The sequence below is a fragment of the Streptomyces sp. NPDC057900 genome (assembly GCF_042887885.1).
Classification (GTDB): domain Bacteria; phylum Actinomycetota; class Actinomycetes; order Streptomycetales; family Streptomycetaceae; genus Streptomyces.
The window spans coordinates 662,607-685,914 of the sequence record NZ_JBHVOI010000003.1; the positions used below are offsets into that span (position 1 = coordinate 662,607).

Consider the following 23,308-nt stretch of genomic DNA (forward strand, 5'->3'; position numbering starts at 1 on the left):
ACACGGAGCCTGCTCCGGGGAGGCGATGAGCAGGGCCCCTGTTCCGGGGAGACGGTGAGCGGGGCCCGTGCCCCGGTGTCCACAACCCGGCGTCCGTCGAGGCCGCCCCGCCCCGGCGGCTAGGCTCCACCCCGTGAAGGTTCTCGTCATCGGCGGCGGCGCCCGCGAACACGCCCTGTGCCGCTCTCTCTCCCTCGACCCCGATGTCACCGCTCTGTACTGCGCCCCCGGCAACGCCGGCATCGCAGAGGTGGCCGAACTGCACCCGGTCGACGCACTCGACGGCGCCGCCGTCGCGCGCCTCGCCACTGATCTGGGCGCCGAGCTGGTGGTCGTCGGCCCGGAGGCGCCGCTTGTCGCCGGGGTCGCCGACGCCGTGCGTGCCGCGGGCATCCCCTGCTTCGGCCCCTCCGGTGAGGCGGCCCGGCTGGAGGGCTCCAAGGCGTTCGCCAAGGACGTGATGGCCGGGGCCGGTGTCCCGACCGCCCGTAGCTACGTCTGCACCACCCCCGCCGAGATCGACACGGCGTTGGACGCGTTCGGTGCTCCGTACGTCGTCAAGGACGACGGTCTCGCCGCCGGCAAGGGCGTCGTCGTCACCGATGACGTGGACGTGGCCCGTGCCCACGCGCTGGCCTGCGACCGCGTGGTCATCGAGGAGTTCCTCGACGGACCCGAGGTGAGCCTCTTCGCGATCACCGACGGCACCACCGTGCTGCCCCTCCAGCCCGCCCAGGACTTCAAGCGCGCCCTGGACGGCGACGAGGGCCCGAACACCGGCGGCATGGGCGCGTACTCCCCGCTGCCGTGGGCGGACCCCAAGCTGGTCGAGGAGGTCATGCAGTCGGTCCTCCAGCCGACCGTCGACGAGCTCCGCCGCCGCGGTACGCCCTTCTCCGGGCTGCTGTACGCGGGTCTCGCGATCACTTCGCGCGGGGTGCGGGTCATCGAGTTCAACGCCCGCTTCGGCGACCCGGAGACCCAGGTGGTCCTGGCCCGGCTGAAGACCCCGCTGGCCGGTGTCCTGCTGGGTTCCGCCAAGGGCACCCTGGACGAGCTGCCGCCGCTGAAGTGGCGCGACGACGCCGCGGTCACCGTGGTCATCGCCTCCCACAACTACCCGGACACCCCGCGAACGGGTGACCCGATCGAGGGCCTCGGTGAGGTCGCGGCACAGGATGCCCCGCATGCGTACGTCCTGCACGCCGGAACCCGGCGGGACGGCGACGCGGTCGTCAGCGCGGGCGGCCGGGTGCTCTCCGTGACCGCGACCGCCAAGGACCTGGCAGGCGCCCGCGAGCGCGCCTACGCGGCGGCGGCCCGGATCCGGCTCGACGGCTCCCAGCTCCGTACGGACATCGCGAAGAAGGCGGCGGAGGAGGCCTGAGCGGCCCTCCGCCGTAGCGCACACGGCGCGGGTGCGCGTGCGCGTGCCGACACGGGCGAAGGGCCCGCGCCCTCCCGCCCCGGCCCCGGCTCCACCTACTCCGACGCGCCGCTGCCCCATGGACAGCGGCGCGTCAGCAGCTTTGCCCAAAGCCATTCCATCGAGTGACGGCTGAGCCATCCGGATGACGCCCGCCGAAGCCCCAACTAGGGTGCGGCGCAAGCTTTCCGGCACATGGCCCACCGGCATTGCGATGTCAGTGACGGGTGCCACAGTGGGGGAGTGAGCAACACCGTCGCGAGGGCAGAGGGGGTGACATCCAGCCGTGTCCGATACCGGTACAGGTGAGGAGTTGGGTGCGCAGGCCGCGCGCGCCCGTGCGCTGGCCCTGCTGCGCATCCGCAGCAGGGCGACGGCAGCGGCGCTGCTGCCCGCGGCCGTCGCCGTCGTGCTGTTCGCTGCGGGCGCGCGAGGAATCGTCGAAGGCGGTGGCTGGGACGCGGTGCGCTGGGCCGTGACGGCCTGCGCCGTCATCACCCTGCTGGTCGCGGCGGCCGTCGCCGTCGCGGTCGTACGGGCCAAGCCGGCGGTCAGCCCGACCGTCCCGCTCAGCGAGAAGGCGGCCCCGGATCTCTACCGGCTGGTCCGTGATCTCGCCGACCGCCTCGACGTGCCCGCGCCCTCGGCCATAGCGCTGACGCCCGACTGCGACAGCTGGCTGGAGGACCGCACCCACCCGGCCGCGGACCGTGCCGCCAAGGACGCCGCCCGCCGGGATCCGGGCGGACCGGGGCGCCGCAGGGTGCAGGCCGCGCCCGTGCTGGTGATCGGCTCGCCGTTCCTCTGGTGGATGCGGGTCGCGGAGCTGCGCGCCGTGCTCGCCCCGGTCGTCGCGGGCACCGGCCCCTCCGCCCACCCCGACATAGCCGCCGCCCGGCGCTTCGTCCGGGGACTCGACGGGGTCGTCGCCGACGCGGCCGCCCCTGCTCAGGGGGCGGTGCGCAGGGTTCTGCGGCTGCCGCACGCCCTCATCGGCCGGATCGCCCGGCTGCTGCTGCGCAGCTGTCACAGCCACGCCGCGGAGATGGAGCGCGGTGTCGCCGCCGCCGCGTCCACCCGCGCCCAGGCGGTGGACTACGGGCTGCGGATCGTCGCCCAGGAGCAGGTCGGGCTCGCCTACGCAGGCTGGGACCGGCTGCTCACCCGGGTCGCGCTGCCCGCCTGGCGGATGGGGCGCTGGCCCTCCCGGCTGGACGCCGGGGTCGTCTCCGCCCTCACCGAGCTGTCCCGGCGCGACCGGCTGGCCGACGGGTTCACCTCCCGGCTGGGCGAGCGGCCCGCCTGCGATCTCCTGGAGGAGCCGGGAGCGGCCGACGAGGCGGCGTCCCTGCTGGCCGCCCGGCTCTTCCACGGCGGCCCCGCGGAGGCGGGGCCCGGCTGGGCCCCGGTGGACTGGCAGCAGTATCCGGAAGAGGTCGTCGACCGGAAGTGGCGCACCGAGGCGGCCCGCCTGCACCGCGTCCTGGACGACATGGGCGTACCGCCCGCGGCCTCCGCCGGTGCGTCCGATGGCCCCGGTGCGTCCGACGGCGCCGGTGCCGCCGTGCCCACCCTGGCCCGTGTCGTCGAGCACCTCGTCGCGGGCAACGGCAGGGGTGAGGAGCTCGCGGCAGGCATCAGTGCCGCGGTGGCCCGCGACGACTCCGGAACCTCGGGTGGTTCCCCGAGCGCCGGTGGGGACGTGCTGGAATTCTGGGGGCCCGACCCCCTCCCGCTGTTCCCGCTCCAGCCGCCGCGTACGGGCACCGAGCTGCTCGCGGACCACGTCGCGGCGATGGTCTGCTGCGCGGCCGTCGACACGGCGGGCGCGGCCCCCGGGCTCGACTGGCTCGACGGGCCCACGCTGCTGGTCGACGGGGAGCGCCGGTCCGATCTCGGCACCCCGGTGCTCAGCCTCGTCGAGGACGGCGACGCGGGGCCCCTGCGCTCCTGGCTCTCCTCGGTCGGCGTGCGCACCGACAAACCCGTCCGTCTCGCCTGAACAGGTCCGAACCAGGAGCGGTCGAAGCGCGCCGGGATGGTCCAGGGCGATCCGGCGCGTCGCAGGGTGTTCCAGCGCGTTCCAGCGCGCGTTCAGGCGTGTTCCAGGGCGTTCCGGCCCGGTTTCGGGAGCTTCTCGTGCGAGTAACCCGGTTGATCTCGTGCACAACTCGGTTGATATTGAGGTAAATCGCCGGTCGGGAGTGCCCAATACCCGGAAGCTCAAGTTCCGTTAACGTTAATTCGCGACGAACGGTGACGGAGTGGATGCGTTATGTGATGTGCTGGGGACCGGCGCTGACAGTCAGCGCACCACATGTTGTTCCGGGGGCCGAGAGAGGGAAGCGCGTTATGGGGGCGGAGCAGATTCGTCGTTGGGAGTCAGGTGCCCTCGCGCACGCGGTCACCGACCCCTTCGGGCAGGGGCCGCTGCCCTGGCTGCGCGGCAGCGAGAACTACTTCGACGACACCGGCCAGGTCGTGCCCTGGTACGCCGATCCGACGCTGCCCCGCGGCTCCACCGGCGGCGGCACCCGTACCGCCGACGACGTGCACCGGCAGATCAAGGGTTTCAGCTCCACCGGCGCGGCGGCCCCCGGCGAGGCGATCGACTTCCACATCACCGTGGACCCGCCCCAGCAGTTCTCCGTGGACATCTACCGCATCGGCCACTACGGGGGCGACGGCGCCGCGAAGATCACCACGAGCCCGCGGCTCTCCGGCATCGTCCAGCCCGCCCCCCTCACCGCCGACCGCACGGTGTCCTGCCACCACTGGTGGCAGTCCTGGCGGCTCCAGATCCCCGCCTACTGGTCGATCGGCGCCTACGTGGCCGTGCTCACGACGGTCGACGGATACCGCTCCCACATCCCGTTCACGGTCCGCGACGACCAACCGGCCGATCTGCTCCTGATCCTCCCGGACATCACCTGGCAGGCGTACAACCTCTACCCGGAGGACGGCCGTACCGGCGCCAGCCTCTACCACGCCTGGGACGAGCAGGGCCGGCTGCTGGGCGAGGAGGACGCGGCGGTCACCGTCTCCTTCGACCGCCCCTACGCGGGCGCGGGCCTCCCGCTGCACGTCGGCCATGCCTACGACTTCATCCGCTGGGCCGAGCGCTACGGCTACGACATCGCCTACGCCGACACCCGCGACCTGCACGCGGGCCGGGTCGACCCGACCCGCTACCGGGGCCTGGTCTTCCCGGGCCACGACGAGTACTGGTCGGTCCCCATGCGGCGCACCACGGAGCGCGCCCGCGACAACGGCACCTCCCTGGTCTTCCTCTCCGCCAACACCATGTACTGGCAGGTCAGCCTCACCCCGTCGGCGTCCGGCGTCCCCGACCGGCTGCTCACCTGCCGCAAGCGGCACGGACCGGGAAAGCCCTCGCTCTGGCGCGAGGTCGACCGCGCCGAGCAGCAGCTCCTCGGCATCCAGTACGCGGGCCGGGTCCCCGATCCCCACCCCCTGGTCGTGCGGAACGCCGAGCACTGGCTCTGGGACGCGACCGGCGCGGGCGAGGGCGACGAGATCGACGGGCTGGTCGCGGGCGAGGCCGACCGCTACTTCCCGCGCACCACGCTTCCCGAGCACGACAACCGCATCCTGCTCGCCCACTCCCCGTACCAGGACAGCGAGGGCGTGACGCGGCACCAGGAGACGTCCCTCTACCGCGCCCCGTCCGGCGCGCTCGTCTTCGCCTCGGGCACCTTCGCCTGGTCCCCGGCGCTGGACCGCCCCGGCCATGTGGACCCGCGCATCCAGAAGGCCACGGCCAACCTCCTCGACCGCATCTGCAAGCGCGACTGAGAATCCGCGAAGCGACTCAGGACCCGCGAAGCGGCTCAGGACCACCGCACGCCTTCCCGAAGCCCGCAGCCCGAAGCCCGTGGCTGCCCGCAGCCCGTGGCACCGGCGCGCCCGTCGGCGTACCCCTCCGCAGCCGTCCGCACCCGGATACGGGACAATCGGAACGACTCCTGGATCAACCTACGCGGAGGCAGCGTGTCCGGATTTGTAGAAAAGCCCGAGCCCGTGCAGGTTCCGGGTCTCACCCACCTGCACACGGGCAAGGTGCGCGACCTGTACCGGAACGAGGCCGGTGACCTCGTCATGGTCGCCAGCGACCGGATTTCCGCGTACGACTGGGTGCTGCCCACTGAGATCCCGGACAAGGGCCGTGTGCTGACGCGGCTCTCGCTGTGGTGGTTCGAGCAGCTCTCCGATCTCGTACCGAACCACGTGCTGTCCACGGAGCTGCCGCCCGGCGCCCCCGACGACTGGGCCGGCCGCACGACCATCTGCAGGTCGCTGCGGATGGTTCCGGTCGAGTGCGTCGCACGCGGCTATCTGACCGGCTCCGGACTGGTCGAGTACAACGCCTCGCGCACCGTCTGCGGCATCGGCCTCCCCGAGGGCCTCAGCGACGGCTCCGAGCTGCCCGGGGCGATCTTCACCCCGGCCACCAAGGCGGCCGTCGGCGACCACGACGAGAACGTGAGCTACGAGGAAGTGGCCCACCAGGTCGGCACCGAGACCGCCGTGGCTCTGCGCCGGACGACGCTGGACGTGTACGGCCGGGCCCGTGACATCGCGCGCGAGCGCGGCATCATCCTCGCGGACACCAAGTTCGAGTTCGGCTTCGCGCCCACCGCCGACGGCGGCGAGGAGCTGATCCTCGCGGACGAGGTGCTGACCCCGGACTCCTCGCGCTTCTGGCCGGCCGCCACCTGGGAGCCGGGCCACGCGCAGCCCTCGTACGACAAGCAGTTCGTGCGCGACTGGCTGACGTCCCCGGCGTCCGGCTGGGACCGCAGGAGCGAGCAGCCGCCGCCGGCGCTCCCGCAGGAGATCGTGGACGCTACCCGGGCCAAGTACCTGGAGGCGTACGAACTCCTCACCGGCACGCCCTGGACGTAACCGTCCCGAGGTACGAAGAAGCCCCCGGCCGAGAGGCCGGGGGCTTCTTGCTTCTACGAGCGGACGACCAGGTTCGAACTGGCGACCTCAACCTTGGCAAGGTTGCGCTCTACCAACTGAGCTACGTCCGCAAGCGCCGAAGCGCGAGGACCACTATACCCAACCCCGCTCCCGTGCGAGACGCACCGCCGCATGACGGTTCTCCGCCCCGAGCTTCGAGGCCGCGGAGGAGAGGTAGTTCCGTACCGTTCCCTGCGACAGCGAGGCCCGCTCCGCGATCTCCGCGACCGGCGCCCCGTCCGCCGCCAGTTCCAGCACCTCGGCCTCGCGCACGGTCAGTGGCGAGTCCCCGGCCGCGATCGCGTCGGCCGCCAACTCCGGGTCCACGTAACGGTTGCCGGTGTGCACCGAGCGGATGATCCCGGCCAGCTGGCGGGCGCTGACGGTCTTCGGTACGAAGGCCCGCACGCCCGCCGCGAGGGCGCGCTTCAGATGTCCCGGCCGGCCGTGACTCGTCACGATCATGGTGCGGCAGCCCGGGAGTTCGGACCGCAGGGATGTGGCGACGCTCACACCGTCCGCGCCCGGCATCTCCAGGTCCAGGACCGCCACATCGGGGCGGTGCGCACGGGCCATGGCGAGCGCCTCGGGCCCGGTCGCCGCCTCCGCCACCACCACCAGGTCGTCCTCCAGCGCGAGCAGAGCGGCGAGCGCGCCCCGGATCAGGTGCTCGTCGTCGGCGAGCAGCACCCGCACCGTGGTCATCGTCTCTCCTCCAGAGGGGCGCTACGGGGCTCCGTGCGCGGGGTGTGGGTGTGCGGGGCATCCCGAGTGCTCGGGGTGCGCGTGGTACGCGTGGTGCGCGGAATTCTCGCCGTCAGCCGGAAGAGCCCGTCGCCCGCCGTCCCCGCGTCGAGGGAGCCGTCGAGCGAGCCGAGCCGTTCGCGCAGTCCGGGCAGCCCGGTCCCGCTTCCACCCGTCCCGCTCCCGCCGGTTCCGCGCTGCAAGGAACCGTGCTCCAAGGAACCCTGCTCCTCGGAGCCGCTGTCCGAGGACGCGGGCGTCATCGGCGCGCCGTCGTTCTCCACGTTCAGCACCACCTCGTCGGCAGCGGCGGTGAGCCGGATCGTGCAGCGTCGGGGGTCGCCGTGCCGCAGTACGTTGGTGGCCGCCTCGCGCACCACCCAGCCGAGGGCGGCCTGGACGGGCGCGGTCAGCTCCGCGCCGCTGTCGCCCACCACCGCGCATTCGATGCCGGCCGCCCGCAACACGCCCTTGGCCCCGGCCAGTTCCGTGGTCAGATCTGCCTCCCGGTAGCCCCGTACGACATCGCGCACCTCCTGCTGGGAGGCGCGGGCGATCCGTTGTACCTCGACCATCTGGTCCACCGCCTCCGGCATGCCGCGCCGGGCCAGTTCCATCGCCAGCTCGCTCTTGAGCGCGATCACGGCGAGATTGCGGCCCAGTACGTCGTGCATGTCCCGCCCGAACCGCAGCCGCTCCTCCGCGACCGCCAGCCGGGCCTGTACGTCCCGGGCCTCCTCCGCCTGCCACATCACGCTCAGGCTCCAGGCGCTCGGCCGGAAGGAGATCAGTACCAGCACACAGCCGAAGAGCGTGGCCGGCACCACTCCGGCCAGGACTCCGCCCCGCACCCCCGCCGCGGCGAGGACGCCGGTGGACAGGGCGACGAGGGCGAGCGACTGGACCAGGAACGTACGGACCGGGACCAGCAGGACCTGCGTCATCATCAGGGCCAGCGGAACGTTCATGGCCATCATCAGCAGCCCCGGCCGGCCGACGCCGTCCGCGGCGGCCAGCGCCGCGAGCAGCCCCAGCGCCGTCAGCAGCAGGGCCACGGGTGCCGTCATCCGACGCCGGGGGAATTCGGCGGTGCCGTGGTACGCGGCGTACGACGGCCGCACGTTGAGGTTGCTCAGCACGCACTGGGCCACGCAGACCACGAGCAGGGCCAGTGCCAGCGCCATCGGGAGCGGCGCGCGGCGGATCTCCGACGCGAACGGGGCCAGCTGCCACGTCAGGGTGAAGATCCAGGGGATCACCGACATGGTGAGCCGCGTGTACAGGTCGATCCGTTCCAGCTTGCTGCGTTCCTGCCAGCCGCGGCGCCAGCCACGTACGCGTGTCAACACGCCACCACACCCTTCAGCGTCGCGGATCCCAGCGGAACCACCGCTGAACAGCAAACACCGCGAGCACGGTCCAGACCAGCCCGGTCAGCGCGGCCGCCAGCAGCTCCGTGCCCCGCGCGCCGCCCAGCCAGCCCGCCCGTACGAGCGTCATCACACCGGTCAGTGGCAGCAGCTCACACACCGAAGCGAGCCGGTCCGGGAAGATCTCCAGCGGTACGAAGAGTCCCGAGCCCACCAACGAGGCGAAGAACAGCGGGAGGGTCGTCAGCTGAGCCGTCTGCACGGTGCGGGTGATCACCGAGGTGGCCGCACCCAGCGCCGTCAGCAGCACCAGCCCCATCACCAGCCCCAGGAGGAGCAGCTCGGGGTGTTCGGGGGCGCCGAGCCCGAAGAAGGCGGTACCGGCCGCGACGATCAACACGGTCTGCGCCAGGGCCAGCGCGCCCGCGGGCAGCGCGGTTCCGGTCAGGATCTCCCCGTCGGTGACCTCGCCCGTGCGCAGCCGCTTCAGCACCAGCTCCTCGCGCCGCGCCACATAGGTCGCGGCCATGTTCATGTAGACGGCCTGGATCAGCACCGTGCCGATGCCGCCGGTGAGCGCCGCTCCCGCGACGGTCAGCCCGGTTCCGTCCAGATCGATCTGCTCGAACGTCGATTTCATCGCCAGGACCATGGCGGCGGGCATGAACAGGGCTACGAAGACCGCCGTCCGGTTGCGCAGCAGCAGCGTCAGTTCTGCCCGGCCGAGGGCGGCCAGCCGGCCCCGGACCGTGGTGGTGGCCGGGGATCCGGCCGGCACGGTGTTCGCACGCGTTGTCGCCGTCGTCATGCCGCAGCCACCTCTTCCGTTTCGGTCCGGGCGTCGTTCCCGTCCCCGTTGTCCGCCTTGGTCCCGTTCCTGGTCCCGTTCCTGGTCCCGTTCCTGGTCCCGTTCCTGGTCTCGTTCTGCGCCGCGGACCTCGCGATGTCGAGGAAGGCCTCTTCGAGCGAGGCGGACCGGGCGTCGAGTCCGGTGAGCTGGACGTCGGACTCCGTGGCCCAGCGCAGCAGTTCGGCCAGCGATTCCTGGAGGCGGTGGGTGCGGATCTCGATCCGCTGCCCGTCGGCCGCGGCGCGCAGGCTCAGCGGCAGCTGCCCGGCCCCGGTTCCTGCGGGGAGCTCGAACCGGATGCGGGACGGGCGCTCGGCGGTCACCTCCGCGGTGGTGCCCGAGGTCACGATCCGCCCCCGGTGCATGATCGCCAGCCGGTCGGCGAGCGCTTCGGCCTCCTCCAGGTAGTGCGTGGTGAGCAGCACAGTGATGCCGCCCTCCTGGATCCGCCGTACCAGCGCCCAGGTGTCGCGCCGCCCCTCGGCGTCGAGGCCGGTGGTCGGCTCGTCGAGGAAGAGCACCTCGGGCCGGCCGAGCAGGGCCAGTGCCAGGTCCAGCCGCCGCCGCTCACCGCCGGAGAGCTGCTTGACCCGGACGCGCGCCCGGTGGCCGAGCCCGACCAGCTCCAGGGCCTCGCCGGTGGGCCGGGCCCCGCTGGTGCATCCGGCCCACATCCGTACGGTCTCTGTGGTCGTCAGGTCGGAGGGGAAACCGCCCTCCTGGAGCATCACCCCGATCCGGGGGCGGACGGCGGCGCGTTCCTGGAACGGGTCGTGGCCGAGCACCCGCACCGTGCCGGCGTCGGGGCGGGCCAGCCCTTCCAGCAGTTCGACGGTCGAGGTCTTGCCGGCGCCGTTCGTGCCGAGCAGGGCGAACAGCTCGCCTCGCGCCACGGAGAAGGAGACGCCGGTCACAGCCTCGAAGCCGCCCGCATAACTGCGTCGGACACCGGCCGCCTCGATCACGCACTCATGGGGAATTTCGTCGAAGGTCATGGTTCAAGGCTTCCGCCCGGACGGCGTCGGGAGCAGTGCGAGCTGTCACCACAGTGCATGACAAACGTCATGGGAGTGCGAACGCCATGGGGAGAGGGAAGAAGAGGGACCGGATTTGGCAGGGCCGAGCCAGAGCCCGAATACGAACATGCCCCGCGAGACACGAAGAAGCCCCCGGCCGAAAGGCCGGGGGCTTCTTGCTTCTACGAGCGGACGACCAGGTTCGAACTGGCGACCTCAACCTTGGCAAGGTTGCGCTCTACCAACTGAGCTACGTCCGCATTGCAACCACTCGGCTTTCACCGGTGGAGCGAGCACTACTCTACCCGATCCACCGGAGTGGTTGAGGAAGAGTGATGCAGAGCGGGTGACAGGAATTGCACACTGCGCCTTCCCCCTGGAAGGGGGATGTTCTACTACTGAACTACACCCGCACGCTGCTTGGGGCCCGGCTTTTCGGCCTTGCCCTTCGGCGTGCTCCAGACTCTAGCCGACCTGCGGGGGTGTCGCGCAAGTCGGCTCCCGCGAGGTGTCGTCGAAGCGGCCGGTGCGGGGCGGCGTGCGGCCCGCGTCCGGCACCGGCCGCCCGGCGCTTCCGCTCAACTGGCTTCCTGGAACGCCTCGTAGACCTTCTTGGGAATCCGGCCGCGGGCCGGCACCTCCATCCGGTGCGACCGGGCCCAGGCACGTACGGCCGCCGGGTCGGGCGCGAGCGAGGTGTGCCGGTACGAGACGGGAACCTTGCCGTGCTTGCTGGCGTTTGTCTGCTTTCGGCCGGCCGCCACGTACGGGGCCAGGGCCTTGCGCAGTTTCTTTGCATTGGACGGATTGAGGTCGATCTCGTACGACTTCCCGTCCAGCGCGAAGGTGACCGTTTCCGCTGCCGCTCCCCCGTCGATGTCGTCGGAGAGTGTGACCACTACGCGCTGAGCCACGGATATCGGTCCTTTCCTGCGGCATCTGCGCGTCTGACATGCGCGGATGCCGGCCTTCCGGCTGTGAGCGCGGATGAGGGCCGACTGTTGCCGGCCGTTCCGGGGCAATACTGCTTTCCCCGCTAATCATTTGTACAGCGATGAGTGCCGCATTGTGAAGCCCACCCAATTACGTGCGCGTGTCAGTCTGCTATCTGTGCGGCTGGTGGGGATTTTTGTCGCAGGATTTTCCGCATCGGCCGCGACAACCGCTGCCGCATCCGCTACCGCATCTGTCATGACATCGGTCATGACATCTGCCGCGAGATCTGCCGCGAGATCTGCCGTCCATATCCCGGCGTGATCCGGGCGTGATCCGGGCCGCTTCATATCTACCCGCGTAGAATTTCGGGACAGGTACGCTGAGAGGACCCGCGGGGGTCCTGGGGAACCCCCCGGAAAAACAGCCGCACCACACCACCACACCGGGAGTGCCAGTGGCACGCGTCGTAGTCGACGTCATGCTCAAGCCCGAGATCCTCGACCCGCAGGGACAGGCTGTGCAGCGTGCGCTGCCCCGTCTCGGCTTCGAGGGAATCGCGGACGTACGTCAGGGAAAGCGTTTCGAGCTGGAGGTCGAGGGGCCGGTCGACGAGGCCGCCCTCAGCCGTATTCACGAGATGGCCGAGACGTTCCTCGCCAACACCGTCATCGAGGACTTCACCGTGAAGGTGGAGAAGGCCGAGGAGTCGAAGTGACTGCTCGTATCGGAGTCGTCACCTTTCCGGGCACCCTCGACGACCAGGACAGCCTTCGGGCCGTACGGGTCGCCGGTGCTGAACCCGTATCGCTGTGGCACCGCGACAAGGATCTGCACCAGGTCGACGCGGTCATCCTGGCGGGCGGTTTCTCCTACGGCGACTATCTGCGGGCCGGATCCATCTCCCGCTTCTCGCCGGTCATGGAGACGGTGATCGAGCAGGCGAAGGCGGGCATGCCGGTTCTCGGCATCTGCAACGGCTTCCAGATCCTGACCGAGGCGCACCTGCTGCCCGGCGCGATGCTGCGCAACAACCACCTGCACTTCATCTGCCGCGACCAGAAGCTGCGCGTCGAGAACGCCGGTACCGCCTGGACCTCGGACTACTCCGAGGGCCAGGAGATCTCCGTACCGCTCAAGAACATGGACGGCCGTTACACCGCCGACGAGCACACGCTCGACGAGCTGGAGGCCGAGGGCCGTGTCGCGTTCCGCTACGTGGACGTCAACCCCAACGGCTCGCTGCGCGACATCGCCGGCATCACCAACGCCGCGGGCAACGTCGTCGGCCTGATGCCGCACCCGGAGCACGCCGTCGAGCCGCTGATCGGCACCGGTCGCACCGACGGTCTCGGTTTCTTCACCTCGATCATCAAGAAGCTGGTCAACGCATGAGCCTGGACACAGTCAAGCACGCGGCCGAAACCCCGGACACCGGGCAGCCCTGGAAGGAGCTCGGCCTCAAGGAGGACGAGTACGCCCGGATCCGCGAGATCCTGGGCCGCCGTCCCACCGGCGCCGAGCTCGCCATGTACTCCGTGATGTGGTCCGAGCACTGCTCCTACAAAAGCAGCAAGGTCCACCTCAAGCAGTTCGGCGAGAAGGTTCCGGCCAACGACGCGATGCTCGTCGGCATCGGTGAGAACGCCGGTGTGGTCGACGTCGGTCAGGGTTACGCGGTCACCTTCAAGGTCGAGTCGCACAACCACCCCTCGTACATCGAGCCCTACCAGGGCGCGGCGACCGGCGTCGGCGGCATCGTCCGCGACATCCTCGCCATGGGCGCCCGCCCGGTCGCGGTCGTCGACCCGCTGCGCTTCGGCGCGGCCGACCACCCCGACACCAAGCGCGTCCTGCCGGGCGTCGTCGCGGGCATCGGCGGGTACGGCAACTGCCTGGGCCTGCCGAACATCGGCGGCGAGGTCGTCTTCGACGCCTGCTACCAGGGCAACCCGCTCGTCAACGCCGGCTGCATCGGTGTGATGAAGCACGAGGACATCCACCTCGCGCAGGCGTCTGGCCCCGGCAACAAGGTCATCCTCTACGGTGCCCGCACCGGCGGCGACGGCATCGGCGGCGTTTCGGTGCTGGCCTCGGAGACGTTCGAGTCGACCGGTCCGGCCAAGCGCCCGGCCGTCCAGGTCGGCGACCCCTTCCAGGAGAAGCTCCTCATCGAGTGCACCCTGGAGATCTTCAAGGAGAAGCTCGTCGCGGGCATCCAGGACCTCGGCGGCGCCGGGCTCTCCTGTGCCACCTCCGAGCTGGCCTCCGCCGGTTCGGGCGGTATGCGCGTCGAGCTGGACACCGTGCCGCTGCGCGACTCCTCCCTCTCGCCCGAGGAAATCCTCATGAGCGAGTCGCAGGAGCGCATGTGCGCGATCGTCGAGCCGCAGCACGTGGACCGCTTCCTGGAGATCTGCGAGAAGTGGGACGTCATCGCCACCGTCATCGGTGAGGTGACCGAGGGCTCCCAGCTGGAGATCTTCTGGCACGGCGAGCAGATCGTGGACGTGCCGCCGCGGTCCGTCGCCCATGAGGGCCCGACCTACCACCGCCCGTTCGCCCGCCCGTCCTGGCAGGACGCGCTCCAGGCCGACGACGCCGGCAAGCTGGCCCGTCCGGCGAACGGCGCCGAGCTGCGCGAGCAGGTCCTCAAGCTGGTCTCCTCGCCGAACCAGGCGTCGAAGTCCTGGATCACGGACCAGTACGACCGGTTCGTGCAGGGCAACACCGTGCTCGCGATGCCCGAGGACGCCGGAATGGTCCGCATCGACGAGGAGTCCAACCTCGGCGTGGCCATGGCGACCGACGGCAACGGCCGCTACGCGAAGCTCGACCCGTACACCGGCGCGCAGCTCGCGCTGGCGGAGTCGTACCGCAATGTCGCCGCGTCCGGCGCCAAGCCGCTCGCCATCTCGGACTGCCTGAACTTCGGTTCGCCCGAGGACCCGGACGTCATGTGGCAGTTCGCCGAGGCCACCCGTGGTCTGGCGGACGGCTGCCTGGAGCTGGGCACTCCGGTGACCGGCGGCAACGTGTCGCTGTACAACCAGACCGGTGAGACGGCGATCCACCCGACGCCGGTCGTGGCCGTGCTCGGCGTGATCGACGATGTCACCCGGCGCACGCCGGTCGCGTTCAAGGAAGAGGGCCAGCTCCTCTACCTGCTGGGCGAGACGCACGAGGAGTTCGGCGGCTCGGCCTGGTCCGAGGTCGTCCACCAGCACCTCGGCGGCATGCCGCCCAAGGTCGACCTGGGCCGCGAGAAGCTGCTCGGCGAGATCCTGATCTCGGCCTCCCGCGACGGCATGATCGACGCGGCGCACGACCTGTCCGACGGCGGTCTGATCCAGGCGGTGACCGAGTCCTGCCTGCGCGGCGGGAAGGGCGCCCGGCTGGTCGTGCCGGACGGCCTGGACGCGTTCACCTTCCTGTTCTCCGAGTCGGCGGGACGCGCGGTCGTCTCGATCCCGCGCAGCGAGGAGCTCCGCTTCAACGACATGTGCGGGGCACGGGGCCTGCCCGTGAGCCGGATCGGTGTCGTGGACGGCGAAGAGACGGACGGCGCCGGGATCGAGATCCAGGGCGAGTTCAGCATTCCGCTGAGCGAGCTGCGTACGGCGCACGAGGGAACGATCCCCGCGCTGCTCGCGTAGGTACGCCGCACCGCTGCACGCAGGAGCCCCCGCCCGGTCCGACCGGGCGGGGGCTCCTGCGTGTCCGCGTGTTTTTACGTGCGCGCGTTTGCCGTTCGTTCTTGACGGGGATTACGTAGTTACGTAATTTGGATGGATGGAGCTGGAGGAACGGGTCACGGAGCTGGAGCGGCGGCTTGAGTCGCTCATGGGTGACCGCAGGGATGTGCCGCGTCCGACGGGGGCCGATTTCTGGGCCCTGGAAGGGCTCAAGCAGGAGCTGTCCGCGGCCGGGTCCGGGGCCGCGAACGGCGGTGTGCTGTACACCGGAGCGGTCCGACTGCCGACGGGTGAGCAGTACGAGTGGCAGTACGGCGCGCTCACGGAGCAGCTGCTGGGGGCCGCCGGGGAACCGGGGGAGCCGGGGGAGGCTGGTGGTTCTGGTTCCGGTGCCGACTGGTCGGACGCCGCCGAGTCGCTCGCCGCGCTCGGGCATCCGGTACGGCTGCGGTTGCTGCGGGAGATCCTCGGCGGCCGGCGCACGGCAGCAGAGCTCGCCGCGCTCGACGAGACCGGTACGACGGGGCAGATCTACCACCACCTGCGGCAGCTGACCGGCGCGGGCTGGCTGCACACGACGGGGCGGGGGCGGTACGAGGTCCCCGGCGTCCGGGTGGTGCCGCTGCTGGTGGTCCTCACGGCGGCCAGCCCCTGAGAGGCGGAGAGATCGGAGACGGAGAAGGGAACAGGGCCAAGGGCTGAGTAATTCGAGGAACGCGTAAGGCGAAACAGGAATCCGGCGAAACAGTCAATCCAGGGGGAAGTCGTGTCCGTCCGTAAAGCCGTCATGGTGTTGCACCGGGTGTGCTGGATCGCCTTCTTCGCGATGGTGGTCATCAGCCTCCTTCCCCGGCCACCGTTCCCGTACTGGCTGACCTGGGTACCAGCGGTCGCCGCTGTCGCCCTCGCCCTGGTGACAGGGCGCAGGGGCCGGGCCGCGGTCGCTGATCCGCCGCCCGCGGTGGAGGTCGAGCCACCGGTGACGGGGCGCTGGACGGCGCTGAACAGCCCGGCGGACAAGGTGCCCAGCCACGGAGTGCACGCCTATGGGCAGACGTACGCGATCGACATCGTGGCGGAGCCGGACCCGGAGCCGGACCCGGAGCCGGACCCGGAGCCGGGAGCGGAGCCGTCGCCCGGGGCGGAGCCGGAGCCCGGGGCCGAGCAGGTGCTGCCGTCCCGGCCGAAGTTCCGCGCCCTGTGGCCCGTCGCCCGGCGCAACCACCACTTCCCGGCCTTCGGGGCGCTGCTTCTCGCGGTGGGTGACGGCACGGTGGTGCACGCCTCGGACGGCAGCCGCGACCACCTCAGCCGCAATTCCCTCCCCGCGCTCGTCTACTTGATGCTGATCGAGGCGTCCGTACGGGACATGCGCGGTGCGGGTGCCGTCGTGGGGAACCACATCGTGCTCGACCTGGGCGGTGGTACCTATGCGATGTACGCGCATCTGCGGCAGGGGTCGCTCCGGGTGCGGGCGGGGGAGAGGGTCCGGACCGGGCAGCCTCTCGCCGAGTGCGGAAACTCCGGGAATTCCACCGAACCGCATGTGCATTTCCAGCTGATGGACGATCCGGACCTGGATGTGGCGGTCGGAATACCATTCACCTGGAGAGGGGCGGGTGTTCCGTCCAACGGCGAGATATTCACGGTCGGGGCAGCCGCTCATGGAACTCCCGCCGGGGAATAGGCCGGGCGGATCGGGAGGGGCTCAGGCCTCCTGAGCCCGGACGGCCCCCGGCAGCCGGGTGGCCAGGAACACCGCGACGATCATCACGCCGGTGGCGCAGCAGAACACCACGTTGGTCGACGAGGTGAAGGCGTGCAATGCCTGCTGGTGGGCGGCTCCCGTCAGCTCGCCGATCCCGCCGGACGGGCCGCCCGGTCCGCGGGACGCGTACACCCGGCTCAGCACGGTGCCGAAGACGGCAGCCCCGAGAGCGCTGCCGAGGGTCTGGAAGAAGCGGACTCCGGTGGTGGCCACGCCCAGTTGGTGAGCCGGGGCGGTGTCCTGGACCAGCTGGATGAGCTGCCCGACAAGCTGGCCGAAGCCCAGCCCCATCAACAGCATCGCACCACGCACCGTCCACAGGCTGGTCTCCGTGGTGAGGGTGGCGAGCAGGCCGAGGGCTGCGGAGGCCACGACCGTGCCACTGACGACGAAGGTCTTCTGCGACCAGCCGGCCGCGACGAGACGTCCGGAGACGAGACCGACCACCGCCATGCCGACGGCCATCGGGATCAGGAAGAGCCCGGCCGAAGACGCGGCGACACTCCGTACGACCTGGAGGTAGATCATGACGTAGACGATCGAGCCCATCATCGCGGCGCCGACCAGCCCCTGGATGGCGAAGCCGTTCCGCATGGCCCGGACGGTGAACAGGGAGAGCGGAAGGATCGGTTCGGCCGCGGTCGCCTGGCGCCACAGGAAGAGCCCGAGGCAGACGGCGGTGGCGGCGAGCAGGCCCGCGATCAGCGGCGAGGACCAGGCGTACCGCTGACCGCCCCACTCGGTGACCAAAAGCAGCGCGGTGGAGAAGGCGGCGGCGAGCCCGGCACCGAGGAAGTCGATGCGGCGACGCGTGGTGCGGGCGGGAAGCCTCAGCAGGGTGATGGCCGCGACCAGCACGGCGATGCCGACCGGAAGGTTGACGTAGAAGATCCATCGCCATCCGGCGTGGTCGGAGAGGGTTCCGCCGATCCAGGGTCCGAGCGCCATTCCCGCCCCGGCGATGACACCGCCGATGTTGCCGCCCTTCTCGCCCTTCTCGTCCCCGTCGGCCTCGCCGTTGGCCTCGGCACCGGCACCGGCACCGGCCTTCGGCGGCGCCGCGAGTTCACGCAGGACGACCATGGTGACGCTCATCAGACCGCCGCCACCGATGCCCTGGAGGGCGCGGGCGGCAATCAGTTCGCCCATGGACTGGGCCATCCCGCACACGGCGGACCCGGCCAGAAAGGTGGCGAGCGCACCGATGAACACGTTCTTCGAGCCAAGTGAGTCGCAGAGCTTCCCGTACAGGGGGAGCGCGGCGGTCGCGGCGAGTTGGTAGCCCGCGATCAACCACGCGATCCGGTCGACGCCGTGGACCGGATCGAGGTCGCGGACGATCGGCACGGTCGCTGAGGAAACGATGTTGGAGTCGAGCACGGCCAGCAGGATCGTGGTGATGCAGAGGACGAAACCGATGGTGCGGTTCCGGCTGCCGGACCGGGAGGCTCCGGCGGCACTTCCGGCCTTGGCGGCTGGTTCGTCCGGCGTCCCGGTCCCGGTCCCGGCCTTGGTCCGGGCCTCGTTCTCGGTCTCGGTCATCGTTCCGGGCATCGTTTCGGGCATGGCGGTGCTCCCCTCCGGAGCGGCATGGAGCCGCTGTGGCCGGACCACTCTCTCGGCAAAAATATACTGAGTCAAGTTTTCGTCTGAGATTAAGTTTCATCCTGGTACACTCATGTCATGACCGAGGGGTTGAGCCTGCGCGAGCGCAAGAAGATCCAGACGCGACGCCGTCTGCTGAGCGAGGCCACGAAGCTCTTCACCGAGCGCGGCTTCGACCAGGTCTCGGTCGCGGAGATCGCTGAGGCGGCCGACGTGTCGAAGATGACGGTCTTCAACTACTTCGACAGCAAAGAACACCTGGTCTTCGCGCCGCTGGAGGAGCACATCGGTGACGTCGCTCGGGTGGTGCGGGACCGGGAGCCCGGTGAGTCCGCGGTGGCCGCCGTGCGCCGCCAATTCCTGGCCGCTCTCGGGGACCGGGACGCCTCGGTGGGGATGAGCGATTCGCCGGTGGCGCTCGGGATCCTTCAGTTGATCCAGCAGACGCCCTCACTGCTCACCCGGGCCCATGCCTTCTTCGTCCTGTCCTTCGACCAGCTGACCGATGTCCTGGTCGAGGAGGGGGAGGAGCCGGCGATCGCGGCCGTCGTGGCCTCCCAGCTCATCGGCACCCGCAACGCCCTGATCACCGAGAACCACCGGAGGCTGCTGGCCGGGGAGTCGGTCGAGGAGATCGCCGCGGACGCCGTGGTGATCGCCGGGCGCGGGTTCGACCTGCTCGAAAAGGGGCTGGGCGACTACGCGACCCGGCCCCGGGGCGACAGCTGAGTCCCGCGCCAAGCCCGGGGCCGGCCCCACTCCAAGTCCCGCGCCAAGTCCCGGCACACCCCCGAGGTGAAGCCGTAGGCTCCTCGTCATGCCGCCGTCCCAGAAGCGCGCCCGCCGCTACGACCCGGCCAGGACCCGCACCGCGGTCCTGGCGCAGTTCGCCCATGTCCGAGCAGCCGTCGGCGCCCTGACGCCCCAGCAGCTGGAGGGTCCGAGCGGCCTGGGCAGCTGGACGGTGCGTGAGCTGGCCGTCCATCTGACCATGGCGCTCTCGCACGTCAGCCGGAACCTGGAGTCTCCCGAGCCGACCCTCGCCAAGCCCGAGGTCACGCTCCTGGAGTGGCCGTTCTCCACCGCCGGGCGGGCCGAGCGGATCGCGCACGACACGGCGGATTCGGCCGCGGACCACCCGGACGTGGACGCGCTGTACGGGGACGTGGCGGACCGCTTCGAGGCGCTCGTGGCCGATGCCTCCGACGACCGCTTGCTGCCCACCCGGGTCGGCGTGATGCGGCTCGGGGACTTCCTGGTCACCCGGACCGTGGAGCTGGTCGTCCACACGTACGACCTCAACGAGGCGGCCGGGCTCGACATCCCCTACGACCGCCAGGCCCTCGCCGCCTGCACCCGGTTGCTGGCCGACGCCATGGCGGAGAAGGCGCCGGGCGGTTCGGTCGAGGTGCGGGTCCCGCCGTTCGCCGTCGTCCAGTGCGTCCAGGGCCCGAAGCACACCCGGGGCACCCCGCCCAACGTCGTCGAGACCGATCCGGTCACCTGGTTCCGACTGGCCACCGGCCGGACGCGGTGGGCGCAGGCCCTCGACGCGGCGAAGGTCAGCGCCAGTGGCGAACGGGCCGACCTCGCCGCACTGCTGCCGCTGATGGGCTGACCACCTGGCGGTCCGGGAGGACCGGGAAGGGTCGGGGCCGCCTGGCGCCCCGACGCCCAGGCGACCGGACGGTCCGACCGGCCGATGTGAACCGGATCAGCCAGGCCCGCCGCGGCCGGTTCAAGACCGACCGCCCGGTCTGCGACGCCACCACCACAAGGTCTTCCGAAAGCCCGAGCCCCGAAAGCCCAAGCCCGAAAGCCCGAGCCCCGGAAGCCCCGAGCCCCACCCCACTCTCCCCAGATGCCGCATACCGGTCTCCGCGCAGGCTCCGTACAGGCCACGCACGGGCGTCCCGGTGTGAGGCTCACCACGAAACGAGCGTTCGGCCACCCCCTCGTACGGCACGAGGGACCGGCTAACGGAGTGCCACGATCCGGTCTGCCGGGTCCCGGGCCGACTGGCCGGAACCGGTCGGTAATCCGCCGCTGATCCGGGCGACGACTGTCCTGCGGCCCTCGGCGGCCGCCGTCGGCCCGGACGCCATGATCACCGTGCGTGACCGATCCTGTGGCGCTCGGAGGCGGGGGCGAGGGCGCTCGCTCCGGGCTCCGGCCGGGTGTCCCCATTCGGACCAGTGGTCGATCTCGCCTACACTCGGTGGCGTGCCTCGTGGTGATGGACGACTCAACCACGACCTGCTCCCCGGAGAGAAAGGCCCCCAGGACGCTTGCGGCGTCTTCGGTGTCTGGGCTCCGGGCGAAGAGGTCGCCAAGCTCACCTATTTCGGACTGTATGCCCTGCAGCACCGTGGACAGGAGTCCGCGGGCATCGCAGTGAGCAACGGGTCCCAGATCCTGGTCTTCAAGGACATGGGACTGGTCTCGCAGGTCTTCGACGAAACTTCTCTGGGATCACTCCAGGGTCATATCGCGGTCGGTCATGCCCGCTACTCCACCACCGGTGCCTCGGTGTGGGAGAACGCGCAGCCGACGTTCCGTGCGACCGCGCACGGCTCGATCGCCCTGGGTCACAACGGCAACCTGGTCAATACGGCCCAGCTCGCCGAGATGGTCGCAGACCTCCCGCGCAAGGACGGCCGGGCCACTCAGGTCGCGGCGACCAACGACACCGATCTGGTGACCGCGCTGCTCGCCGGCCAGACCGATGACGACGGCAAGCCGCTCACCATCGAGGACGCGGCCACCAAGGTGCTTCCCGATGTGAAGGGCGCCTTCTCCCTCGTCTTCATGGATGAGCACACCCTCTACGCCGCCCGTGACCCGCAGGGCATCCGCCCGCTGGTGCTCGGCCGGCTGGAGCGTGGCTGGGTGGTGGCCTCCGAGTCCGCCGCCCTCGACATCTGCGGTGCCAGTTTCGTCCGCGAGATCGAGCCCGGTGAGCTCGTCGCCATCGACGAGAACGGGCTGCGCACCTCCCGGTTCGCGGAAGCGAAGCCCAAGGGCTGCGTCTTCGAGTACGTGTACCTGGCCCGCCCCGACACCGACATCGCCGGGCGCAACGTCTACCTCTCCCGCGTGGAGATGGGCCGCAAGCTGGCGGCAGAGGCCCCGGTCGAGGCCGATCTGGTCATAGCGACGCCGGAATCCGGCACCCCCGCCGCGGTCGGTTACGCGGAGGCCAGCGGAATCCCGTTCGGCGTCGGGCTGGTCAAGAACGCCTACGTCGGCCGGACCTTCATCCAGCCGTCCCAGACCATCCGGCAGCTGGGCATCCGGCTCAAGCTGAACCCGCTCAAGGAAGTCATCAAGGGCAAGCGCCTGGTGGTCGTCGACGACTCGATCGTCCGCGGCAACACCCAGCGCGCGCTGGTCCGGATGCTCCGCGAGGCTGGCGCCGCCGAGATCCACATCCGGATCTCGTCCCCGCCGGTGAAGTGGCCGTGCTTCTTCGGCATCGACTTCGCGACCCGCGCCGAGCTGATCGCCAACGGCATGTCGGTCGACGAGATCGCCAAGTCGATGGGGGCCGACTCGCTCTCGTACATCTCGATCGACGCGATGATCGAGGCGACGACGATCGACAAGCCGAACCTCTGCCGCGCCTGCTTCGACGGCGAGTACCCGATGGAGCTTCCGGACCCGGAGCTGCTCGGCAAGCAGCTGCTGGAGACCGAGCTGGCGGCAGGCCCTGCGGCGACCGCCGCGGCCGACGCGCTGCGCCGTCCGTGACCCGGACCGTCCGCCGGCCTTCCCACCAGCCCCGTATCTCCACACGAAAGATCCCAGGCAATGTCTGAGACAACAGGTGCTTCCTACGCGGCAGCGGGCGTCGACATCGAGGCCGGCGACCGCGCCGTCGAGCTGATGAAGGAGTGGGTGAAGAAGACCCAGCGCCCCGAGGTCGCGGGCCTCGGCGGCCTCGGCGGCTTCGCCGGACTCTTCGACGCCTCGGCCCTCAAGCGCTACGAGCGTCCGCTGCTCGCCTCCGCCACCGACGGTGTCGGCACCAAGGTCGACCTCGCCCGCCAGATGGGCGTGTACGACACGATCGGCCACGACCTCGTCGGCATGGTCGTGGACGACCTGGTGGTCTGCGGCGCGGAGCCGCTCTTCATGACCGACTACATCTGCGTCGGCAAGGTGCACCCCGAGCGGGTCGCGGCCATCGTGAAGGGCATCGCCGAAGGCTGTGTGCTGGCGGGCTGCGCCCTGGTCGGCGGCGAGACCGCCGAGCACCCCGGTCTGCTCGGCCCGGACGACTTCGACGTCGCCGGTGCCGGTACCGGAGTGGTGGAGGCCGACCTGCTGCTGGGCCCGGACCGCATCCGCAAGGGCGACGCCGTTATCGCGATGGCGTCGTCCGGGCTTCACTCCAACGGGTACTCGCTCGTCCGCCACGTCGTCTTCGACCGGGCCGGCTGGACGCTGGACCGCGAGGTCGAGGAGTTCGGCCGGACGCTCGGCGAGGAGCTCCTGGAGCCGACCAGGATCTACTCGCTGGACTGCCTGGCCCTCACCCGTACCACCGAGGTGCACGGCTTCAGCCACGTCACCGGCGGCGGCCTGGCCAACAACCTGGCCCGGGTCATCCCGGACGGACTGCACGCCACGGTTGACCGCTCCACCTGGACGCCCGGCGCGGTCTTCGACCTCGTCGGCAAGGCCGGTCAGGTCGAGCAGCTGGAGCTGGAGAAGACGCTCAACATGGGCGTCGGCATGATCGCGATCGTTCCGGCGGAGTCGGCCGACGCGGCCCTGACGACCCTGGCCGACCGGGGCGTCGACTCCTGGATCGCCGGCGAGATCACCGACCGCGGCGCGCACGCGACGGGCGCGGAGCTCGTGGGCGGGTACGCGCGCTGAAGCGCGAACAAGGAACACGGTCCCGGACGCC

19 protein-coding genes and 3 tRNA genes are annotated in these 23,308 nt (G+C 70.6%); 13 read left to right on the forward strand and 9 right to left on the reverse strand.

Translation table 11 applies throughout. The features are described 5' to 3' along the window. The first annotated feature begins 133 nt into the window (after positions 1-133). From purD to ACFVQ0_RS17180, 4 genes are all read left to right on the forward strand, one after another. A complete protein-coding gene (gene purD, locus ACFVQ0_RS17165; protein WP_390088737.1) occupies positions 134-1,387 on the forward strand; it encodes a phosphoribosylamine--glycine ligase in 1,254 nt (417 codons plus the stop codon). Positions 1,388-1,712: 325 nt separating this feature from the next. Beyond that, on the forward strand, positions 1,713-3,428 hold the full coding sequence (locus tag ACFVQ0_RS17170; protein WP_390088738.1) for a hypothetical protein: 1,716 nt from the start codon (positions 1,713-1,715) through the stop codon (positions 3,426-3,428). Between the two features lie 350 nt (positions 3,429-3,778). Continuing rightward, positions 3,779-5,242: a N,N-dimethylformamidase beta subunit family domain-containing protein gene (locus tag ACFVQ0_RS17175; RefSeq protein WP_390088739.1), complete on the forward strand. Its 1,464-nt coding sequence runs from the start codon at positions 3,779-3,781 to the stop codon at positions 5,240-5,242. A 195-nt stretch (positions 5,243-5,437) separates the two neighbouring features. Beyond that, on the forward strand, positions 5,438-6,352 hold the full coding sequence (locus ACFVQ0_RS17180) for a phosphoribosylaminoimidazolesuccinocarboxamide synthase (protein ID WP_390088741.1): 915 nt from the start codon (positions 5,438-5,440) through the stop codon (positions 6,350-6,352). Between the two features lie 58 nt (positions 6,353-6,410). On the opposite strand, the gene ACFVQ0_RS17185 is transcribed toward ACFVQ0_RS17180, so the two are convergent. The 8 genes from ACFVQ0_RS17185 to ACFVQ0_RS17220 all read right to left on the reverse strand — a co-directional run bounded on the left by ACFVQ0_RS17185 (position 6,411) and on the right by ACFVQ0_RS17220 (position 11,306). Further along, positions 6,411-6,483 (reverse strand) — tRNA-Gly (locus ACFVQ0_RS17185). A gap of 22 nt (positions 6,484-6,505) precedes the next feature. After that, on the reverse strand, positions 6,506-7,117 hold the full coding sequence (locus tag ACFVQ0_RS17190; protein ID WP_390088743.1) for a response regulator: 612 nt from the start codon (positions 7,115-7,117) through the stop codon (positions 6,506-6,508). Continuing rightward, on the reverse strand, positions 7,114-8,505 hold the full coding sequence (locus ACFVQ0_RS17195; protein WP_390088745.1) for a sensor histidine kinase: 1,392 nt from the start codon (positions 8,503-8,505) through the stop codon (positions 7,114-7,116). Before ACFVQ0_RS17195 ends, ACFVQ0_RS17190 begins: the two co-directional genes overlap by 4 nt. A 13-nt stretch (positions 8,506-8,518) precedes the next feature. Beyond that, positions 8,519-9,334, reverse strand: a complete 816-nt coding sequence (locus ACFVQ0_RS17200; RefSeq protein ID WP_390088747.1) for an ABC transporter permease — start codon at positions 9,332-9,334, stop codon at positions 8,519-8,521. Beyond that, positions 9,331-10,371 carry an ABC transporter ATP-binding protein gene (locus ACFVQ0_RS17205; RefSeq protein WP_390088749.1) on the reverse strand — a complete coding sequence of 347 codons (1,041 nt, stop codon included), beginning with the start codon at positions 10,369-10,371 and terminating at the stop codon, positions 9,331-9,333. The genes ACFVQ0_RS17200 and ACFVQ0_RS17205 overlap by 4 nt, the downstream gene beginning before the upstream one ends. 208 nt (positions 10,372-10,579) lie before the next feature. Further along, positions 10,580-10,652 (reverse strand) — tRNA-Gly (locus ACFVQ0_RS17210). 81 nt (positions 10,653-10,733) lie between these two features. Next, positions 10,734-10,805: transfer RNA gene (locus ACFVQ0_RS17215), tRNA-Gly, on the reverse strand. A 165-nt stretch (positions 10,806-10,970) separates the two neighbouring features. Next, positions 10,971-11,306 carry an Lsr2 family protein gene (locus tag ACFVQ0_RS17220; RefSeq protein WP_199884437.1) on the reverse strand — a complete coding sequence of 112 codons (336 nt, stop codon included), beginning with the start codon at positions 11,304-11,306 and terminating at the stop codon, positions 10,971-10,973. 470 nt (positions 11,307-11,776) lie between these two features. Between ACFVQ0_RS17220 and purS the strand changes: the two genes are divergently transcribed. From purS to ACFVQ0_RS17245, 5 genes are all read left to right on the forward strand, one after another. Then, positions 11,777-12,043 carry a phosphoribosylformylglycinamidine synthase subunit PurS gene (gene purS, locus ACFVQ0_RS17225; protein WP_073736460.1) on the forward strand — a complete coding sequence of 89 codons (267 nt, stop codon included), beginning with the start codon at positions 11,777-11,779 and terminating at the stop codon, positions 12,041-12,043. Beyond that, positions 12,040-12,720, forward strand: coding sequence for a phosphoribosylformylglycinamidine synthase subunit PurQ (gene purQ / locus ACFVQ0_RS17230; protein ID WP_390088751.1), 681 nt, complete (start codon positions 12,040-12,042; stop codon positions 12,718-12,720). The genes purS and purQ overlap by 4 nt, the downstream gene beginning before the upstream one ends. Then, positions 12,717-14,981, forward strand: coding sequence for a phosphoribosylformylglycinamidine synthase subunit PurL (gene purL / locus ACFVQ0_RS17235; RefSeq protein WP_390088753.1), 2,265 nt, complete (start codon positions 12,717-12,719; stop codon positions 14,979-14,981). Before purQ ends, purL begins: the two co-directional genes overlap by 4 nt. 136 nt (positions 14,982-15,117) lie before the next feature. Next, entirely contained in the window at positions 15,118-15,675 is a 558-nt protein-coding gene (locus tag ACFVQ0_RS17240) for an ArsR/SmtB family transcription factor (RefSeq protein WP_390088755.1), read from the forward strand. Positions 15,676-15,786: 111 nt separating this feature from the next. Beyond that, entirely contained in the window at positions 15,787-16,707 is a 921-nt protein-coding gene (locus tag ACFVQ0_RS17245; protein ID WP_390088756.1) for a M23 family metallopeptidase, read from the forward strand. Positions 16,708-16,728: 21 nt separating this feature from the next. Here the strand turns inward: ACFVQ0_RS17245 and ACFVQ0_RS17250 are convergent, their stop codons facing one another. After that, complete coding sequence (locus ACFVQ0_RS17250) at positions 16,729-18,354, reverse strand: MFS transporter (protein WP_390088758.1); 1,626 nt, start codon at positions 18,352-18,354, stop codon at positions 16,729-16,731. 117 nt (positions 18,355-18,471) lie between these two features. On the opposite strand from ACFVQ0_RS17250, the gene ACFVQ0_RS17255 reads away from it, so the two are divergent. From ACFVQ0_RS17255 to purM, 4 genes are all read left to right on the forward strand, one after another. Next, on the forward strand, positions 18,472-19,122 hold the full coding sequence (locus tag ACFVQ0_RS17255; RefSeq protein ID WP_390088760.1) for a TetR/AcrR family transcriptional regulator: 651 nt from the start codon (positions 18,472-18,474) through the stop codon (positions 19,120-19,122). Between the two features lie 88 nt (positions 19,123-19,210). Then, complete coding sequence (locus tag ACFVQ0_RS17260) at positions 19,211-20,011, forward strand: sterol carrier family protein (RefSeq protein ID WP_390088762.1); 801 nt, start codon at positions 19,211-19,213, stop codon at positions 20,009-20,011. Positions 20,012-20,616: 605 nt separating this feature from the next. Then, positions 20,617-22,143, forward strand: a complete 1,527-nt coding sequence (gene purF / locus ACFVQ0_RS17265) for an amidophosphoribosyltransferase (RefSeq protein WP_390088764.1) — start codon at positions 20,617-20,619, stop codon at positions 22,141-22,143. Positions 22,144-22,203: 60 nt separating this feature from the next. Beyond that, complete coding sequence (gene purM, locus ACFVQ0_RS17270) at positions 22,204-23,277, forward strand: phosphoribosylformylglycinamidine cyclo-ligase (RefSeq protein WP_390088766.1); 1,074 nt, start codon at positions 22,204-22,206, stop codon at positions 23,275-23,277. The last annotated feature ends 31 nt before the right edge of the window (positions 23,278-23,308 follow it).

Coding starts and splice junctions, on each gene's coding strand:
- purM (WP_390088766.1), top strand. CDS start 22,204: ATGTCTGAGACAACAGGTGCTTCCTACGCGGCAGCGGGCGTCGACATC.
- ACFVQ0_RS17175 (WP_390088739.1), top strand. CDS start 3,779: ATGGGGGCGGAGCAGATTCGTCGTTGGGAGTCAGGTGCCCTCGCGCAC.
- ACFVQ0_RS17240 (WP_390088755.1), top strand. CDS start 15,118: ATGGAGCTGGAGGAACGGGTCACGGAGCTGGAGCGGCGGCTTGAGTCG.
- ACFVQ0_RS17200 (WP_390088747.1), bottom strand. CDS start 9,334: ATGACGACGGCGACAACGCGTGCGAACACCGTGCCGGCCGGATCCCCG.
- ACFVQ0_RS17205 (WP_390088749.1), bottom strand. CDS start 10,371: ATGACCTTCGACGAAATTCCCCATGAGTGCGTGATCGAGGCGGCCGGT.
- ACFVQ0_RS17190 (WP_390088743.1), bottom strand. CDS start 7,117: ATGACCACGGTGCGGGTGCTGCTCGCCGACGACGAGCACCTGATCCGG.
- ACFVQ0_RS17255 (WP_390088760.1), top strand. CDS start 18,472: ATGACCGAGGGGTTGAGCCTGCGCGAGCGCAAGAAGATCCAGACGCGA.
- purL (WP_390088753.1), top strand. CDS start 12,717: ATGAGCCTGGACACAGTCAAGCACGCGGCCGAAACCCCGGACACCGGG.
- ACFVQ0_RS17260 (WP_390088762.1), top strand. CDS start 19,211: ATGCCGCCGTCCCAGAAGCGCGCCCGCCGCTACGACCCGGCCAGGACC.
- ACFVQ0_RS17250 (WP_390088758.1), bottom strand. CDS start 18,354: ATGCCCGAAACGATGCCCGGAACGATGACCGAGACCGAGAACGAGGCC.